Annotated in this window: 10 protein-coding genes; 6 read left to right on the forward strand and 4 right to left on the reverse strand. The window is 61.8% G+C overall.

Annotated features, from left to right (window positions below; all coding sequences use genetic code 11):
- Positions 1 to 2 precede the first annotated feature (2 nt).
- On the reverse strand, positions 3 to 920 hold the full coding sequence (locus ACQY1J_RS06050) for a Ku protein (protein ID WP_184654547.1): 918 nt from the start codon (positions 918 to 920) through the stop codon (positions 3 to 5).
- 218 nt (positions 921 to 1138) lie between these two features.
- Here ACQY1J_RS06050 and coxB point away from each other — a divergent pair, with 218 nt between their 5' ends.
- Genes coxB through ACQY1J_RS06075 form a run of 5 tightly spaced genes read left to right on the forward strand, consistent with a single transcriptional unit; the run spans position 1139 to position 6786 of the window.
- On the forward strand, positions 1139 to 2206 hold the full coding sequence (coxB, locus tag ACQY1J_RS06055; protein ID WP_192077785.1) for a cytochrome c oxidase subunit II: 1068 nt from the start codon (positions 1139 to 1141) through the stop codon (positions 2204 to 2206).
- On the forward strand, positions 2203 to 4719 hold the full coding sequence (ctaD, locus tag ACQY1J_RS06060) for a cytochrome c oxidase subunit I (RefSeq protein ID WP_430250940.1): 2517 nt from the start codon (positions 2203 to 2205) through the stop codon (positions 4717 to 4719). The genes coxB and ctaD overlap by 4 nt, the downstream gene beginning before the upstream one ends.
- Positions 4716 to 5099 carry a hypothetical protein gene (locus ACQY1J_RS06065; protein WP_062461668.1) on the forward strand — a complete coding sequence of 128 codons (384 nt, stop codon included), beginning with the start codon at positions 4716 to 4718 and terminating at the stop codon, positions 5097 to 5099. The genes ctaD and ACQY1J_RS06065 overlap by 4 nt, the downstream gene beginning before the upstream one ends.
- On the forward strand, positions 5096 to 5737 hold the full coding sequence (locus ACQY1J_RS06070; protein ID WP_430250941.1) for a cytochrome c oxidase assembly protein: 642 nt from the start codon (positions 5096 to 5098) through the stop codon (positions 5735 to 5737). Before ACQY1J_RS06065 ends, ACQY1J_RS06070 begins: the two co-directional genes overlap by 4 nt.
- A complete protein-coding gene (locus ACQY1J_RS06075; RefSeq protein ID WP_430250942.1) occupies positions 5734 to 6786 on the forward strand; it encodes a c-type cytochrome in 1053 nt (350 codons plus the stop codon). The genes ACQY1J_RS06070 and ACQY1J_RS06075 overlap by 4 nt, the downstream gene beginning before the upstream one ends.
- A 54-nt stretch (positions 6787 to 6840) precedes the next feature.
- On the opposite strand, the gene katG is transcribed toward ACQY1J_RS06075, so the two are convergent.
- On the reverse strand, positions 6841 to 9045 hold the full coding sequence (katG, locus tag ACQY1J_RS06080) for a catalase/peroxidase HPI (RefSeq protein WP_430250943.1): 2205 nt from the start codon (positions 9043 to 9045) through the stop codon (positions 6841 to 6843).
- A 137-nt stretch (positions 9046 to 9182) separates the two neighbouring features.
- On the opposite strand from katG, the gene ACQY1J_RS06085 reads away from it, so the two are divergent.
- Positions 9183 to 10172: a hydrogen peroxide-inducible genes activator gene (locus ACQY1J_RS06085; protein ID WP_430250944.1), complete on the forward strand. Its 990-nt coding sequence runs from the start codon at positions 9183 to 9185 to the stop codon at positions 10170 to 10172.
- Here ACQY1J_RS06085 and ACQY1J_RS06090 read toward each other — a convergent pair.
- Entirely contained in the window at positions 10103 to 11536 is a 1434-nt protein-coding gene (locus ACQY1J_RS06090) for a family 16 glycosylhydrolase (RefSeq protein ID WP_430250945.1), read from the reverse strand. The two genes, ACQY1J_RS06085 and ACQY1J_RS06090, sit on opposite strands and share 70 nt — an antisense overlap.
- 228 nt (positions 11537 to 11764) lie before the next feature.
- Positions 11765 to 12670 (reverse strand): LysR substrate-binding domain-containing protein, encoded by a 906-nt coding sequence (locus ACQY1J_RS06095; RefSeq protein WP_209902185.1) that lies wholly within the window; start codon positions 12668 to 12670, stop codon positions 11765 to 11767.
- Positions 12671 to 12768: the final 98 nt, after the last annotated feature.

Raw genomic sequence — 12768 nt, forward strand, 5'->3', positions numbered from 1 at the left:
CCTTAACCGGCCTTGCGGCGCGTGCTTGTCGAGGATGATGGTGCGGATTTGGCAGTCTTGCGTGGCGTCTTGTTGGTGTTGGCGGATTTCGGCTTGGCGGGCGCCTTGGTCTTTGCCTTCGGCTTGTCCGTTGATCCGGACTTGCCGCCCATGCCGGCGCTTTCACGCAGGGCCTGCAGAAGATCGGATGGTTTGGAGGCTGTCGGGGCCTTCCGCTTCGGGATCTTCTTGCCCTCGAGCTTCGCCTTCACCAGTTCGGCCAGCGCTTCTTCATACCGGTCGTCGAACTTGGTCGGGTCGTAGCTACCCTTCTTGGTGCCGATGATATGGGAAGCGAGTTCGAGCATCTCCTTGTCGATCTTGACCTCTGTCACGTCTTCGAAGGCCTTGTCCGTCGAGCGGACCTCGTAATCGAAATTGAGCGTGGTGCCGATCAGCCCGTCGCCGTGGGGACGGATCAGCACTGTCCGCAACCGCCGGAAAAGCACGGTGCTGGCGATCGCTGCGACGCCCGCCTCCTTCATGCCGTCGCGCAGAAGCGCAAAGGCTTCCTCGCCGAGCTTCTGGGGCGCGAGATAGTAGGGCTTGTCGAAATAGATGTCGTCGATCTCCGCGCAGGAGATGAACGCGTCGATATCGAGCGTCTTGTCGCTCTCGGGGATAGCGGCGGCGATCTCGTCTGGCTCCAGCACCACGTATTTGCCGCTGCCGGTCTCGTAGCCCTTCACCTGGTCGTCGTGCTCGACGGGGTCACCTGTCTCGCTGTCCACAAACTCGCGGCGCACGCGATTTCCGGTCTTGCGATTGAGGATGTTGAAGCTGATCCGGTCCGACGATGAAACCGCCGTATAGAGCGCGACGGGGCAACTCACCTCGCCGAACTTGATATGACCTTTCCAGTTGGCACGTGGTGCACTCATATCAACCTGCTCCCTTGCTTGACGGCGAGATCGTCAACGAACGTGACGTAACGGAGCCAGAGGGCGATAGTTCCTTTTCGCGAGCGGTTGTCATGAAGTTCGATGAGACGCGGCCCTTAACGCTCATCGTTTTCACCGGGTAAAAAAATTTCGTTTGGGGTGGGAACAAATTTAGAAGTCATGCATTGCGCCTGTTCGAGCCGGGGGTGAAGAGCAGAATGAACGATGACCGCGTGACCGGCGACAGCCGGCCAACCCGATCTCAAACCTATTTCGACGATGTCATCGTCCGCGCCCTTCTGCCTGCGGCGAAAGCAGTCCTTTCCCTAATTCTCCTCTGTCCGCTGATGGTTTCCTGCTCCGGCGTGCAGTCGGTGCTTGATCCCGCGGGACGGGAAGCCGCGGGTGTCGCGACACTGTTCTTCGCGATGCTGATCGGCGGCGCGGTGATCTGGGTCGGCGTCGTGGCGCTTCTGTTTTATGCGGCGCGCAAGAAGAACGCCCATTCCGAACAGGGGGCGGGCAAGCTGATCCTATGGGGCGGCGCCGTGATGCCCTGCATCGTTCTTGGCGCGCTGTTATCCTACGCCATGTGGCTGATGCCCAATGTCCGTCCGTTTTTCTCGGGAGGCGGTGAGGGGCTGCAACAGATCGATGTCACGGGCGAGCAGTACTGGTGGCGGGTCCGTTATCTCGATCCGGACGGCTCTGTCGCCTTCGAGACCGCCAACGAGATCCGCATGCCGGTCGGCGAGCGGGTGGCGTTTCAGCTGACCTCGCCCGATGTCATCCATTCGTTCTGGATCCCGGTGCTCGGCGGCAAGATGGACATGATCCCTGGTCGTCGCAACGTGCTGACGCTGGAGGGTGACAAGCCCGGCTCCTATCGCGGTGTCTGCGCCGAATTCTGCGGCACCTCGCATGCGCTGATGGGCTTTACCGTGGAGGTGATGGAAAAGCCGGCCTATGACGCCTGGCTCGCCTCCCGCCGCAGCGCTTCCGGTGGCGGCGATGCCGAGGGACTGGCGCTGTTTCTGAAACACGGCTGTTCCGCCTGCCATGCGATTTCCGGCACCGAGGCGCGCGGCGTCATCGGCCCGGATCTGACTGCATTCGGCGAACGCGGTTCGGTCGGGGCCGGAACGCTTGGCAATTCGACCGCCGATATCGCCCGCTTCCTGCGCGATCCCGCCGGCATCAAGCCCGGCGTGCGGATGCCGCATTACAACATGTTGCCTGAAGCCGAAACCGATCGCATTGCACAGTATCTGAAGGGGCTTCGATGAGCGTTGAACTCGGAAATTTCTCGCCCGAGGAGCGCGCCGCCCAGGAAAAGAGGCTGCGCGATACCTGGGAAACGCCAAAGGGCTGGCGCTACTGGACCTCGGTCAACAACAGCGAGATCGGGCTTTGGTATGGCGTCACGGCATTCGTCTTCATGCTGTTTGCCGGCGTTCTCGGGCTGCTGATCCGGCTGCAGCTCGTCGTTCCCAACAATGATTTCATGTCGGCCGAGCTGTTCAACCAGGTCTTCACCCTGCACGGCACGGTCATGATGTTCCTGTTCGCGGTGCCGATCTTCGAGGCGATCGCGATCTTTCTTCTGCCCTCCATGCTCGGCGCGCGCGAACTGCCGTTCCCGCGGCTCTCGGCTTTCGGCTACTGGAGCTTTCTGCTCGGCGGCATCTTTGTCTGCGGCTCGATCTTCTTCAACGCGGCACCCAATGCCGGCTGGTTCATGTATCCGCCGCTCGCCACCGACAAGGAATATGCCGGCATCGGCGCCGACATCTGGCTGCTCGGCCTCTCCTTCATCGAGGTGGCATCGATTGCGGCAGCGGTCGAGATCATCGTCGGCATCATGAAATGCCGCGCCCCCGGCATGCGCATCAACATGATGCCGATGTTTGCCTGGTATCTGCTGATCGTCGCGGGCATGATCCTGTTTGCCTTCCCGCCGCTGATTGCCGGCGACATCCTGTTCGAGATGGAACGGATGTTCAACTGGCCGTTCTTTGATCCATCCCGCGGCGGCGATCCCTTGCTCTGGCAGCATCTGTTCTGGATCTTCGGGCACCCGGAAGTCTACATCGTCTTCCTGCCGGCCATCGCCTTGATGGCAATGATCGTGCCGACGTTTTCGCAGCGCCCGATCGTCGGCTATTCCTGGATCGTGCTGGCCGCCGTCGGCACCGGTTTCCTGAGTTTCGGGCTGTGGGTCCACCACATGTTCGCGACCGGCCTGCCGCAGATTTCGCTCGCCTTCTTCTCGGCGGCATCGGAAGCGGTGGCGATCCCGACCGGGGTGCAGATCTTCGTGTTCATCGCCACTATGCTTGCGGGACGGGTGATCTTTTCCGTGCCGATGCTGTTTGGGGCCGGCGGGCTGATCATCTTCGTGATCGGGGGGCTGACCGGCGTCATGGTGGCGCTCGTTCCGTTCGACTGGCAGGCGCATGACACCTATTTCATCGTGGCGCACCTGCATTACGTGCTGATCGGCGGCATGTTCTTCCCGATCGTCGCCGGCATCTACTATTACTTCCCCTTCGTGACCGGCAAGAAGCTGTCGGATACCTGGGGCAAGGTGTCGTTCTGGCTGATGTTTACGGGCTTCAACACCGCGTTCTTCCCGATGCATTTTTCCGGGCTGCGGGGCATGCCGCGACGCGTCTTTACCTACCCGGAAGAATTCGGCTGGGATATTTTCAACCTCGTCTCGACCATCGGCGCCTTCATCTTTGCGGCAGGCGTGGCAACCTTCGTGATCGATATCTTCCGCCCGAAACCCAAGCCTGCGGAACGCAATCTCAACCCGTGGAATTCCGGGACGCTGGAATGGACCAACGATCCGGACGAGAGCTGGGGCATGCGCTCCGTGCCGATCATCACCAGCCGCTATCCGCTGTGGGACCAGCCGAACCTGCAGGCCGATATCGAGGCGGGCCGCTTCTATCTGCCGGACGCGAAATCCGGCCGGCGCGAGACGCTGGTCACGTCGGTGCTCGATGCAAAGCCGCTGCAGTGCCTGCGCGTCGGCGGCGTGTCCTATGTCACCATCATCGCGGCGCTGGCGCTTGGCGGCGTGTTTATCGCGCTCACTTTCCACTGGTGGATCCCCACCATCATCTGCGCCATCATCACCTTTGTCGCCATCATCTACTGGCTGTGGACGGGCACGGCGCAGATCCCGGATACGGCTGAGACGGATGTCGGGCTGGGCCTCAGCCTGCCGGTCTATGTTTCAGGCCCCGCGTCCGTCGGATGGTGGGCGATGTTCATCACCATGGTTGGGGACGGTACCGCCTTTGCCAGCCTGATCTTCGGCTATTTCTTCTACTGGACGGTGCATGACGATTATACCGGCGTCAGTGCCGGGCCGGGTGTGTTCTGGCCGATGGTGGCGCTGGTGCTCTATCTTGTCGCCTGGGGCCTGACGATGCTGGCCCGGCAGCTGAACGAAAAGGGCCCGGTCGGTTGCCGCTTGGCCCTCGTTGCAGCCGCAGCCGTTACCATCGCCGCCTCGCTTGCCGGTCTCGCCGGTCCATATCTTACCGGCATGGACCCGACCTCCAACGTCTATCCGGCCACCGTCTGGGTGATTGCCCTCTGGACCGTCATCCACGGCGTGGTCGGCGTCGTGATGCAGCTCTATTGCCTTGCCCGCAGCCTCACCGGCAACATGACAGGCGAATACGATCAGGATATCCGCAACGTCACGCTCTACTGGCATTTCATGGCGTTTACCGCCGTCGTCACGTTCGGCGTGCTCGGTCTCTTTCCGCTGGTGGCATCATGAAGAGCGTCATCCCCCGCGAGGTCGAAACTCTCTGGACCCTTTTTACGGCGCCCGTGGTCTGGGCGCTGCATTTCATCATCTGCTATGCGACGGTCGCGGTTTTCTGCGCCAAGCGTCTGCCGGCGTCGTTCAGCTTCGACACGGTCCGGATCGTGCTTGTCGTCGTGACACTCGCCGCGCTCGCGATGATCGTGCTTTCTGCCTATCTCGCCTGGCGCCAGTGGGGGTTCGGTGCCAAGGACGCGCCGCATGACGAACCGACGCGCTCGTCGCGCACGCTGTTCCAAGGGTTTGCAACGCTGCTGCTGTCGGGCCTGAGCTTCGTGTCGGTCGTCTATGCGGCCATTCCGCTGATCTTCATTGCGGAGTGCCAGCCATGAAACGCCTTGCGCTGATCGCGGGGGCGCTGGTCCTAGGTCTGCTCTGGTTCGGCATCATGCCGTTTTCCGATCGCGGCTCGTTCTCGGTGCATATGGTCGCCCATATGGGTGTCGTTGCCATCGCGTCGCCGCTGATCGCGTTTGGCATGTCCGGAAGCCGCTTCGATTTCACGGCCGGTCATCTCTGGCTCACACCGATGCTCGCCTCGGTGCTGGAACTGTTTGCCGTCTGGGGCTGGCATATTCCGGCCATGCGCGAGCTATCGGAAGGGTCGGTCCCGTTCGCCGCTCTCGAGCAGATGGTATTTCTCACGGCCGGGCTGACGCTGTGGCTCTCCTGTCTCGGCGGTGCGGCATCGGGACGCGAGGCGCGTCGACTTGCCGGCACGTTCGGCCTCTTGTTTACCTCGATGCATATGACGCTGCTCGGCGCGCTCCTGTCGCTTTCGCCGCGGCCGCTATACGGGGCGGGCGAGGTGAGCTGTTTCGGCATTTCGCTGACGGCACTCGCCGATCAGCAGACAGGCGGTGTGGTGATGCTGCTGGTTGGTGCTATCGTCTATCTTGCAGGCGGCGTGGCGCTGCTCGCCGGCATGCTGAGGCATGATCCGGCTCCTGAGCTTGAGGGGAACGCATGATGACGATCCGCTGGAAGCATCTGATCATTCTTGCCATCCTTGCGCCGATCCTCGGCCTCGGCGTCGCGTGGTCGGGCCTGATCAGCGTGCGCGCCTCGACCGGACACTGGGCGGCGACCGACTGGTTCCTGCATTGGGTAATGCGCAATTCGGTCAGCACTGCCTCAATGTCCGTCGATCCGCCACCGCTCGACAATCCGGCCCTGGTGCCTGCGGGCGCCGGTCATTTCGAAAGCGGATGCGCTACCTGTCACGGGTCGCCGGCGCAGGGCCGTTCCGATGCCGTGCTGTCGATGCTGCCACCGCCACCGGATCTCAAGGAAGTCGTGCCGACCTGGACCGACGCACAGCTGTTCGAGATCGTCAAGCATGGTGTTCGCTTTACCGGCATGCCGGCCTGGCCGGTGCAGACACGCGACGACGAAGTCTGGGCGATGGTGGCGTTCTTGCGCAAACTGCCCGAGATGGACGGCAAGGCCTATATCGCCGCGTCCGGGCTGCACGGCATGGGAACCGCCGGCGAAGTATCGCCGCTGCCGATCACCTGCGAAAGCTGTCATGCGGAGGCAAAACTCAACGACGGCAGCATAATTCCGCGCCTCGCAGGACAGTCGGAGACCTATCTGCTGGAAAGCCTGAAGGCCTACCACGACAACAGGCGGCCGAGCGGTATCATGGGTGTCGCGGTCGGGACGCTCCCGGAGGAAAGCCTGCCGGAATTGGCGCGCTACTATGCCAGCCAGCAAAGCCCGAAACGCGACATGCCGCCGAAGGATCAGGCACTTGTGGAAAGAGGGCGGCAGCTTGCCGAGAAGGGACGGTCTGCGGACAAGATCCCCGTCTGTCTCAGCTGTCATGACAAGGGGGGTGCGAACCCTGCCTATCCGAAACTTTCGGGGCAGAATGCCGCCTATCTGAAGCAGCAGCTCGATCTGTTTCGAGGCGCCGTTCGTGGCGGCACGTCATCGAGCCATCTGATGGTGAATGCCGCAAAATATCTTCAGGACGACGATATCGATGCTCTCTCGGCGTTCTTCAGCCAGCGCTGACGCCAGAAAGAGATCGGCCGGGCGCAACGTGTGTTGCGTCCGGCCGGTTTTGTTTTAGGCGCGCAGGTCGAAACGATCTGCGTTCATCACCTTCACCCATGCGGCCACGAAATCCTTGACGAACTTCGTCTTGGCATCGGCCTGGGCATAGATTTCGGCAATCGCGCGCAGCTGCGAATGCGAGCCGAAGATCAGGTCGGCGCGGGTGGCAGTCCACTTCTGCGCGCTGGTGCTGCGGTCGCGACCTTCATAGACGCCACGCTCGCCGGCAACAGGTGCCCAGACGGTGCCCATGTCGAGGAGGTTGACGAAGAAGTCGTTCGTCAGCGTCTCCTTGGCAGTCGTGAACACGCCATGCTCAGGGGTGCCAACGTTCAGAACACGAAGGCCGCCGACCAGAACGGTCATTTCCGGTGCCGTCAGGGTCAGAAGCTGGGCACGGTCGACCAGTGCTTCTTCCGCCTGCATGAACTGCGTGCGCTTTTCGTTCACGTAGTTGCGGAAACCGTCGATGCGCGGCTCGAGTGCTGCAAACGACAGGGCGTCGGTCTGCGCCTCGGAGGCATCCATCCGGCCGGGCGAGAAGGGCACGACGACATCGTGACCAGCAGCCTTCGCCGCCTTTTCAACGCCGGCAGCGCCAGCCAGCACGATCAGATCGGCAAGCGAGACCTTCTTTGCACCGGCATGGGCCGTGTTGAAGGCGGTCTGGATGTCTTCCAGCTGACGGAGAACTTTGGCAAGCTGTTCCGGCTGGTTGACTTCCCAGTCCTTCTGCGGGCTCAGACGGATGCGGGCACCGTTGGCACCGCCGCGCTTGTCGGAACCGCGGAAGCTGGACGCCGAAGCCCAGGCGGTGGACACCAGTTCCTGAACCGAAAGGCCGGTTGCCAGAACCTTTTCCTTGAGGTTGGCGATGTCAGCATCGTCGATCAGCGGATGATCGACCGGCGGAATGACGTCCTGCCAGATCAGGTCTTCGGCTGGCACTTCCGGGCCGAGGTAGCGAACCTTCGGGCCCATGTCGCGGTGCGTCAGCTTGAACCAGGCGCGGGCAAACGCGTCGGCAAATTCAGCCGGGTTTTCGAGGAAGCGGCGCGAGATCGGCTCGTAGATCGGGTCGAAACGCAGCGCCAGGTCGGAGGTGAGCATGGTCGGGACATGCTTGCGGCCGGGGATATGCGCGTCGGGTACCGAAGCTTCGGCGTTCTTTGCCTGCCACTGATGGGCGCCGCCCGGGCTCTTCGTCAGTTCCCATTCGAAGCCGAACAGGTTTTCGAAGAAGTAGTTGCTCCACTGGGTCGGCGTCTGCGACCAGGTGACTTCGAGACCGCTGCCGATCGTGTCGGCGCCCATGCCGGTGCCGTGCTTGCTCGCCCAGCCGAGGCCCTGGGATTCCAGCTCGCCGCCTTCCGGGTCGGTTCCGACCAGCGACGGATCACCGGCGCCATGGGTCTTGCCGAACGTGTGGCCGCCGGCGACCAGCGCAACGGTTTCCTCGTCGTTCATCGCCATGCGGGCAAACGTGCTTCTGATGTCGCGGGCCGAGGCCAGCGGGTCCGGGTTGCCGTTCGGGCCTTCCGGGTTGACGTAGATGAGGCCCATCTGCACGGCGCCGAGTGGTTCGGCCAGCTCGCGCTCGCCGCTATAGCGCTCGTCGCCCAGCCAGCTACCTTCGGGACCCCAATACAGCTCTTCCGGCTCCCAGACGTCGGGACGGCCGCCGGCGAAACCGAAGGTCTTGAAGCCCATTGATTCCAGCGCAACGTTGCCGGTCAGGATCATCAGGTCGGCCCAGGAGATCTTGTTTCCGTATTTCTGCTTGATCGGCCACAGAAGGCGGCGAGCCTTGTCGAGGTTGACGTTATCTGGCCAGCTGTTGAGCGGTGCGAAACGCTGCTGGCCCATGCCGGCGCCGCCGCGGCCGTCGGTGATGCGGTAGGTGCCGGCGCTGTGCCAGGCCATGCGGATGAAAAGACCGCCGTAATGACCGAAATCGGCCGGCCACCAGTCCTTGCTATCGGTCATCAGCGCATGAAGGTCCTGCTTCACGGCGTCGAGATCGAGCGTCTTGAATTCTTCGGCATAATCAAACGACTTGCCCAGCGGGTTGGCCAGTGCCGTGTGGGTATGCAGAATCTGAACGTTTAGCTGGCTTGGCCACCAGTCGCGGTTCGAGCGACCGCGCGGCGTATTGCCCTGGGGGTTCTGGCCATGTGCAACGGGACACTTGCCCGCAGTGTCAGTTTTCGTGTCCATGACATTCTCCTTAGATTGTCTGTGTGCATTGCATGAAAAGGGGAGGATTGTGTGTCTCAACCCGTTGCCGAGAGTTCTACAGGAACATTTCGATAAATTTAAGTTGGATTTCCTGATGGTTGCGATAATTTCACCTTATGACCAATTTCACTCTCAAGCAGCTCCGCTATTTCGAAGCTTTGGCGCGCGAGGCGAGTTTCCGCAAGGCGGCGGAAGCCTGCGCGATCTCTCAACCTGCGCTGTCGATGCAGATCAAGGAACTTGAGGATCAGGTGGGCCGGGCCCTGTTCGATCGGGGCACGCGCGACGTCCGGCTGACCGCGTTCGGCGAGCTTTTTGCTCTGAGGGCCCGCGACATCGTGCGGGCTGCCGACGAACTCGCGGATCTCTCCCGTGCCTCGCGGGACCGCTTTCTATCGCGGCTTCGCATCGGCGTCATTCCGACCGTGGCACCCTATCTGCTGCCGTCTGTTATCAACGAGCTCAACCGCGCCTTCGATGGTATCCGGGTCGAGATCCGCGAGACGCAGACGACCAGGCTGGTTCAGGAAGTGATGCAGGGCGGGCTCGATGTGGCGATCGTCGCGCTGCCGGTGTCCGAACCGTCGCTGACGGAGCTTAAACTGTTCGACGAGGAATTCGTGCTGGTGCGGAGCCGGGAGGATGGGGCAAAGCCGGTACCCGAGCCGGATGCGCTGAAGGAAATGCGGCTTCTTCTTCTCGAAGAGGGGCATTGTTTTCGCGATCAGGCGCTGTCTTTCTGCGGCATCGGGTCGAACCGCCCGCGCGAGATCCTGTCGCGGGAAATCATGGAGGGAAGCTCGCTGTCGACGCTGGTGCAGATGGTCGGTGCCGGCATCGGCGTCACGCTTATTCCGGAAATGGCGGTGCCGGTCGAGACCCGCTCGGCGCGGGTCTCCATTTCGCGGTTCGATTCACCGCCACCGGCCCGCAGCATCGGCATGATCTGGCGCAATTCGACGCCGCTTGCCAAGCAGTTGCTGCAGGTGGCCGACGTGGTTCTCGGTGCCGCCGCCATCATGCGGCAGCAGACGGCCTATACGAGGCCGTCGTCCGATGCGCTTGAGATCGACGACGTAGGCGCTGCGTCGTCGTCGATTTCGTAGGCATGGATATAGTCGATGACCATCTTGGCTCCGCCGGACAGATCGCCCGGCTTCCCGGCCGCGCCGCCGACGGCCAGATTGACCAGAAGGTACATCGGGTCATGCATGTCTGACGGTGTCTCGGCGCTGGCAATCGCCACGTCGTCGAAATACCAGACGATTTCCTCTTCGGTCCACAGCATGCCGTAGGTGTGGAAGCCTTCGGTGCTGGGAACGCTGATCGCAGACGTCTGCGTGGTCTGCTTGCCGGTCTCATTGGAATGCGCGGAAACATGAACCGTGTTCGGGTCCTGGCCGCGCATTTCCACCACGTCTATTTCCGGTGGCCACGATCCGTCTTCCGGCAGCAGCCAGAAGGCTGGCCATGTCGCCTGGTCGGTCGGCATGTCGGCGCGCATTTCGAAATAGCCGTAGGTCTGCGAGAATGTCGAATAGGTGTTCAACATTCCAGACACGTAGTCGTAGCCGTTGACCGCGTCCGAGATCGCATCCGGCGTATTCTTGGCGGTGATCGTCAGCGCGCCGTTTGAGACCGAGAACGGGCTGTAGCCGGCGGTCGGCGCATAAAGCGGGTTCACGTACCATTGGCTTTCGCCATTCGTCGGCAGGGAACTGCCCTGGTCCGGCGCCCAGTGGAAGTTTGCGTCCCACGTGCCGCTCGTGCCGTTATTCAGGGAAAGCGCGTTGAACTCGTCGCCGAATGTCTTCGTCAGGACCGAGCGGTCGAGGCTGAGCGCAAACTGGTCGGCAGACAGGTCATCGGCTGTCGTGCCCGCAAACACGAGGCTGTCGCCGTCCCCGAGGTCAAGCCGCAGATTGGCGCCTTCCTGGGTCAGGCTGTTGCCCACCTGTTCGAAGGAGGTGAAGCTGTAGCCATCGAGGCGGATCTTGTCGTCGGCACTGAAATCGGTGATCAGGTCGCTGCCATTGCCCTTGGCGACGATAAATGTGTCGGCCCCGCCGCCACCGGTCAGCACATCGTTTCCGTCGCCGCCATCGAAGGTCTGGCGCGAGGACGAGCCCGAGATGATGTTGTCAAGATCGTTTCCGAAGGCGAAGCGGTTGTCACCGGTGACGCGCAGGTTTTCGATATTGTCCGGCAGCGTGTAGCTCATCCAGGTATCGACCGTATCGATGCCCTGGCCTGCCGCTTCAGCGGCCCGGTTGATGCTGGAATAGAGGTAATAGACGTCGTCGCCGGCGCCGCCGCTCATGGTCACGTTGACGGCGCTGTCGCCGTACATGGAGTCATTGGCCGCTGTGCCTGATAGTGCGGTGCCGGCACCCGTCGCCGAAATCCAGGCTTTGGATGTGCCGCTGTAATACAAGGTTTCGCCAAGGGCGTTCAAAACGGTTTTGGTCATCAAAGTGTCTCCTGTTTGAAAAACGTTGACCTTTGGTCTTCTCCTCCGTTTCGTTAGAGCTCCCTGTTTCAGGCTACCGCGTCGATGCTGCACCGCACAGCGCGAACCGCTGGAGGGCTGAACAAGCTGTTCCCATTTCTGGACGCGACTGTTCGTGCCGTCCTTTTTTGCGACAGAAGCGTGCGGGTATGGGGCAGGTGTGCCAGATCTGGCTGTGGACAGTCGCGGTTACGGGCGGTCCAGTTCAGGTCCCAGCTGCGCGGTCAGCCATGTCTTGAATGTCAGCATGGACGGGCTGGAATGGATATGGGGCGTACTGAACCAGTAGCCGAAATCGCTCCGGTAACCGAGGCCGGCCGGATTGATGAGCCTGCCGGTAGCAATCTCGTCGAGGATCAGGCCGCGCGGGATCAGGGCCATGCCCTGGCCTGCAAGTGCGGCGCGGATCACCATCGTGTAATAGCCGAAGCGGGTAATGTGGCGGACGGTGGCGCCGTCACGGTTGTGATGGGCGGCAAAATTCTGCCAGTGAAACGGCGTCTGGGGATGTTCGAGCATCACGTGTTCGGCAAGGTCGTCGATGTCACAAGGCGTTCCGGCCTTGGCGAAATAGTTCGGTGCGCTCACCAGAAGCACGTCTTGACCGAAGAGATAGGTGCTGTTGTCTCGGTGTTGTGGCGTCGCCGCAAACTCGAAAATGCCGTCCGGGACTTCAGACTGCGATGGCGAGATGAAGGTCGTGAACTGCACCTCGATGTCAGGATGCTGTTCCGCAAACAGATGAAACTTCGGCAACAGCCAGCGATCGCCGAAAATCGGCAGGACCTGCAAGCGCAGCACGCCCGGGCCGGGCTTCAGCCGTGCGACCAGCAGGGCCGCATCCTCCATGGCCTTCAGGGCCGTGCGCGCGTGGTCGATATAGATGCGGCCGGCCTCGGTTGCCACCATGCCGCGCGGCGTGCGCAGGAAGGCGGGGCTGCCGATCAGTTCCTCAAGTGCCAGCAGCTGCTTGCTCACAGCACTCTGGGAGAGCGCCGTCGTTTCCGCGGCAGCACTGGTCGATCCGCGTTCGGCCACCGCCAGCAGAACCTGAAGCGATGCGGTGGACGGCAGGCGCCTGCGACGTTGCTCCATCAGGGTCTCGCTGTTTTGTCGGGATGCGTTCGATCCATTATCGCCAGCGCGTCGTTTTGCGCTAGTCGTTTTTGTCATAGGGCCAAGGAAATAAGTTC

Origin of the sequence: Neorhizobium sp. DAR64860/K0K1 (genome assembly GCF_050500205.1) — a bacterium.
In the GTDB taxonomy this organism is placed as follows: domain Bacteria; phylum Pseudomonadota; class Alphaproteobacteria; order Rhizobiales; family Rhizobiaceae; genus Neorhizobium; species Neorhizobium soli.

Excerpts from the sequence above, each read along its gene's own strand:
- ACQY1J_RS06070 (WP_430250941.1), top strand. The coding sequence starts at position 5,096 with ATGAAACGCCTTGCGCTGATCGCGGGGGCGCTGGTCCTAGGTCTGCTC.
- ctaD (WP_430250940.1), top strand. The coding sequence starts at position 2,203 with ATGAGCGTTGAACTCGGAAATTTCTCGCCCGAGGAGCGCGCCGCCCAG.
- ACQY1J_RS06075 (WP_430250942.1), top strand. The coding sequence starts at position 5,734 with ATGATGACGATCCGCTGGAAGCATCTGATCATTCTTGCCATCCTTGCG.
- ACQY1J_RS06085 (WP_430250944.1), top strand. The coding sequence starts at position 9,183 with ATGACCAATTTCACTCTCAAGCAGCTCCGCTATTTCGAAGCTTTGGCG.
- ACQY1J_RS06050 (WP_184654547.1), bottom strand. The coding sequence starts at position 920 with ATGAGTGCACCACGTGCCAACTGGAAAGGTCATATCAAGTTCGGCGAG.
- katG (WP_430250943.1), bottom strand. The coding sequence starts at position 9,045 with ATGGACACGAAAACTGACACTGCGGGCAAGTGTCCCGTTGCACATGGC.
- coxB (WP_192077785.1), top strand. The coding sequence starts at position 1,139 with ATGAACGATGACCGCGTGACCGGCGACAGCCGGCCAACCCGATCTCAA.
- ACQY1J_RS06095 (WP_209902185.1), bottom strand. The coding sequence starts at position 12,670 with ATGGAGCAACGTCGCAGGCGCCTGCCGTCCACCGCATCGCTTCAGGTT.
- ACQY1J_RS06090 (WP_430250945.1), bottom strand. The coding sequence starts at position 11,536 with ATGACCAAAACCGTTTTGAACGCCCTTGGCGAAACCTTGTATTACAGC.
- ACQY1J_RS06065 (WP_062461668.1), top strand. The coding sequence starts at position 4,716 with ATGAAGAGCGTCATCCCCCGCGAGGTCGAAACTCTCTGGACCCTTTTT.